Origin of the sequence: Xenococcus sp. PCC 7305, from assembly GCF_000332055.1 — a bacterium.
Classification (GTDB): Bacteria; Cyanobacteriota; Cyanobacteriia; order Cyanobacteriales; family Xenococcaceae; genus Xenococcus.
This window is the reverse complement of sequence record NZ_ALVZ01000165.1, coordinates 1-4103: the sequence shown is the minus strand read 5'-3', so window position 1 is coordinate 4103 and position 4103 is coordinate 1. Positions and strand designations below refer to the sequence as shown.

The following is a 4103-nucleotide window of genomic DNA, read 5'->3' as shown; positions in this document are numbered from 1 at the left end:
AGTTTAGCTTATATTACGGACTTATATACAATAGAGCAACAAACCAATCTCCATCTTTTGTCTAATCTTTCTCTTTCCGAAGAAGAAATCAATCAAATAAAAGATAAAGAATACAGTGGTCCTATCGATTGGAAGGATTTTCCGAATTTAAATGAGATTCCCACATCAAATCTTCTAGCTACCGAATATTCTGAAGATTTAGCAGAAGATTCACAAAATAAGAGTCTTGCAATACCGGGAGAAATTTTAGAAAAAGGGAGGATCCATAATAGCTTTGCTCAAATCTACCCCAGTCAAATCAGCTCCTTCTATCAAGGGATACCCCAAGAGAGTTTCCTCCATGATAGCTCCAGTCAAGTTGGCATTAACAAGGGAGGATTCTATAAGATTAGCACGAGTCAAATCAGCAAAGCTCAAATCAGCTCCTTCCAAAATGCTTTCAGCCAGACTAGCTTCAGTGAGGTCGGCACCACTGAGATCGGCACCACTAAGGTTGGTTCTGTCAAGTTTAATATTACTGAGGTCGGCACCACTGAGATCGGCACCACTGAGGTCAGCACTCATAAGAATAACTTCGGTGAGATTGGCATTACTCAAGTCGATTCCAGGAAGATCGCAACATCTTCTAAATTTAACTCCAGTCAAATCAACTCCAGAGAAGTTTCGTTCCCCAGCAATATACCTTCTGAGCAATTCTTCGGCAGTTATTTTCAAATCCATGATGCAGAACCTCAAATAGTAAATCGACTCAATAATAGCGCAACTAATATCTGGTCAAACCTCCTCCAACCCTCAACCCAACTTGACATCAACTTCCAAATAACAGACCTCCCCACAGGACAATTAGCAGAAGCAACCATTACAGGTTTCGACTCCTCTGGAAAACCCAATATAGGAACAATCCTCATTGACCATGATGCCAATGGAGTCGGTTGGTTCATCGATGAAACCCCATTAGACAACAGTGAATTCACTAACCAAAATTCAGACAGTTACTTCCTCGCAGATCCCGAATCCGCAGCCCATGGAAAATATGATCTTTTAACAACCGTTCTCCACGAACTAGCTCACCTCTATGGATTTATCGAAGGATATGCCGGATTTGAGCAAATGAAGGCAGACGGCAGACGGCAGACGGCAGAAGGTATTATTGCTGAGCAAGATATCATATTTGGAGATAATTTTACTGCTACTTTAGATGGAGAACATCTAGATAAACAAGCCCATCCCAACGATCTGCTCAATACCCATCTTGCTCCAGGAATTCGCAAACTTCCCTCCCAGCTAGATGTCGAAATCTTAAAAACCATCCTCGCCTTTGAATCAGAAAAAATTGAGAAAATAAGCGAAACTTTAGATGCATTATTAACCTCAGATCCCTTACTCGGAATCATTAACGGTGACTTCAGCATCGCAGACAACACTAGCGACAATATTGGATGGCAGAATCGCGGATCTAGCAATATCATAGATGGACAAGCAGTTCTCACCGAAGACTCACCCTTCCTTAGCAACTTCACTCAAACCTTCACCATCCCCGAAGACGCCAATACTCTCGAATTCACTCTGGTAGACCTTGGTCTTGCTAATCTCCCTTCTACTTTTGCCACTCCGCCCGACAGCTTCGAAGTTGCTCTTCTAGATCCTCTAACCCTCAACCCATTAGTCAGCACCGATATTGGACTAACCGAAACCGATGCTCTACTCAATATCCAGAATGATGGCACAACCTACTTCAGCAACAACGTCAAAATTAGTGGTGTCAACCCAGGAGAAATCCTCGATTACAGTCAATCACGCACTTTTACTATTGATATTTCCCATCTAGCAGCAGGAACCAAAGCAACTCTTTACTTCGACCTCCTTGGGTTTGGGGAAGTAGATTCTCGTGTTGTAATTGATGATGTTCAATTCACTGAACAAATATTCTTAGCTCCCATAGCTACAGACGATACGGCAACTACTAACCAAGGACAACCAGTAGATATCGATGTTCTTGATAACGATCGCGATGATGATGGCACAATTAGATCTGACTCCGTCCAAATTGCAACTCAACCTAATAACGGCTTCGCAATTGCCAACTCCGATGGCTATATCTCCTATGTCCCAGGAACTAATTTTGCAGGCACAGATAGTTTCACTTATGTAGTTAAAGACAATGACGGACAATTTTCTAATGCTGCTACGGTTACCGTCACCGTAGATAATATCGCGCCCACAATTGACGAGATTCAAATTCCCGACAATATTACAGAAGGAACAGAGACGACTATAACTGCGATCGCATCTGATCCAGGCGACGACCTTTTGACCTATAGCTGGGAAATTGATGGTCAACCTTCAAACATTAGCATTCCTGAATTTACCAATACTTTCCCTGATAACAATATTTATAACGCCAGTATTACCGTAACCGATCCCTATGGCGGCAGTGATACCAAAAACTTTGAATTTACAGTTGAAAATGTTGCACCCATAGTCGATGCAGGCTCAGATCAGATTATAAACGAAGGTGAATCGATTAACTTTGGTGGCAGCTTTACTGATTCTGGTATTAACGATACCCATGCTTTTGTTTGGAATTTTGGGGATGGAAAAATAGAGTACGGGCGGTTCGCGAACCACCCCTACAACGATGATGGAACTTATGATGCTACTCTGACGGTTACCGATAACGATGAAGGGGTTGGTAGCGATATATTGACCGTTACTGTAAATAACGTTGCGCCGACAATTACCAATCTCACAGTCGATAACAATATTATTAACGAAGGAGAAACCGTTAACTTCTTTGCTAGTGCCACAGATCCAGGGATTAACGATACCCTAACCTATACTTGGGACTTCGGCGATCGCAGTACTACTGTAACAGGAACAAATGTTTCCCATACCTTCACAGATGATGGCGAATATAAGGTCACACTAAAAGTTACCGATGAAGATGGCGGCAGCACAACTAAAACCTTAGATATTACTGTTAATAATGTTGCGCCAACTATTGACCAAATCACCCACGAAACAGAAGTTGATGAAGGGGAAGAAGTTGCCTATAGTGCGATCGCGACAGACCCAGGAGATGATGAATTAACCTATACTTGGGACTTCGGGGATGGCAATATCGCTGAAGGGCAAGAAGTCACTCATGCCTTTGCTGATAAAGGCACTTACGATGGAACCCTAACTGTTAGTGATGATGATGGAGCAACTGCAACTAAAGATATCACTATTACTGTTAATAATGTTGCCCCCAGTATCACCATCGACCCCACGACAATCACAACCGAAGGAGAAACTGTAATCTTTGAGGCAATTTTCTCTGAACCAGGAGATGACGAACTGACAGTCACTTGGGACTTTGGAGATGGCAGTGAACCGTTAATAGTGAATGGTGATCAGTCTTCAGTTGAGCATACCTATCCTGACAATGGTAATTACACCGTTACTATCACCGTGACTGATGAAGATGGTGGCCAAACAACTCAAACCCTAGAAATACAAGTCAAGAAAAACAATCAAGCGCCGATTATTGCGAAGCTTGGTGGCAACTTAGTGCAAAACTGGAGCTTTGAAGAAAACGAAGTTGAAGCCAATCGTTGGGATGTCTTTGAATCGATTGCGGGATGGGCAACAACCGAAGGTACAGGAATTGAAGTTCAAGAATTAAAAGGCTTTGGTCTTGGTGAGGATGGTACTGCTTGGGTAGAGTTAGACAGTCATGATAATAGCAGCATGAAGCAAGATATTCCGACGACTCCAGATACTAGTTATCAATTATCTTTTGCTTATAGTCCTCGTCCTAAAGTAGCAGCAGAGAGTAATGGCATTGAAGTTTATTGGAATGGTGAATTACTTGATACTATCCAAGCTCAGGGCGATCGCAGAAATGATTGGCAAACTTATACCTATAATGTTCTGGCTAGTGAGCTTGATCTAACAGCGCTAGAGTTCCGTGCTGTGGGCAAGGAAGATAAGACGGGTGGGTTTATCGATGCGGTTGCTGTTCAGGAAATGATTAATATCCCCAAAACCGTGACTATTCAAATCCCCGAACAACAAAGTAAGGTCATTGATTTGGTAACATTCGACCCAGACGGAGAAAC

2 protein-coding genes are annotated in these 4103 nt (G+C 42.5%); one reads left to right on the top strand and one right to left on the bottom strand.

Translation table 11 applies throughout. The features are described from left to right. Positions 1-246 precede the first annotated feature (246 nt). Positions 247-720 (bottom strand): pentapeptide repeat-containing protein, encoded by a 474-nt coding sequence (locus tag XEN7305_RS29740; protein WP_083889361.1) that lies wholly within the window; start codon positions 718-720, stop codon positions 247-249. A 390-nt stretch (positions 721-1110) separates the two neighbouring features. Between XEN7305_RS29740 and XEN7305_RS29735 the strand changes: the two genes are divergently transcribed. After that, positions 1111-4103: Ig-like domain-containing protein (locus XEN7305_RS29735; RefSeq protein ID WP_238568966.1), on the top strand; the 2993-nt coding region annotated here is incomplete at its 3' end.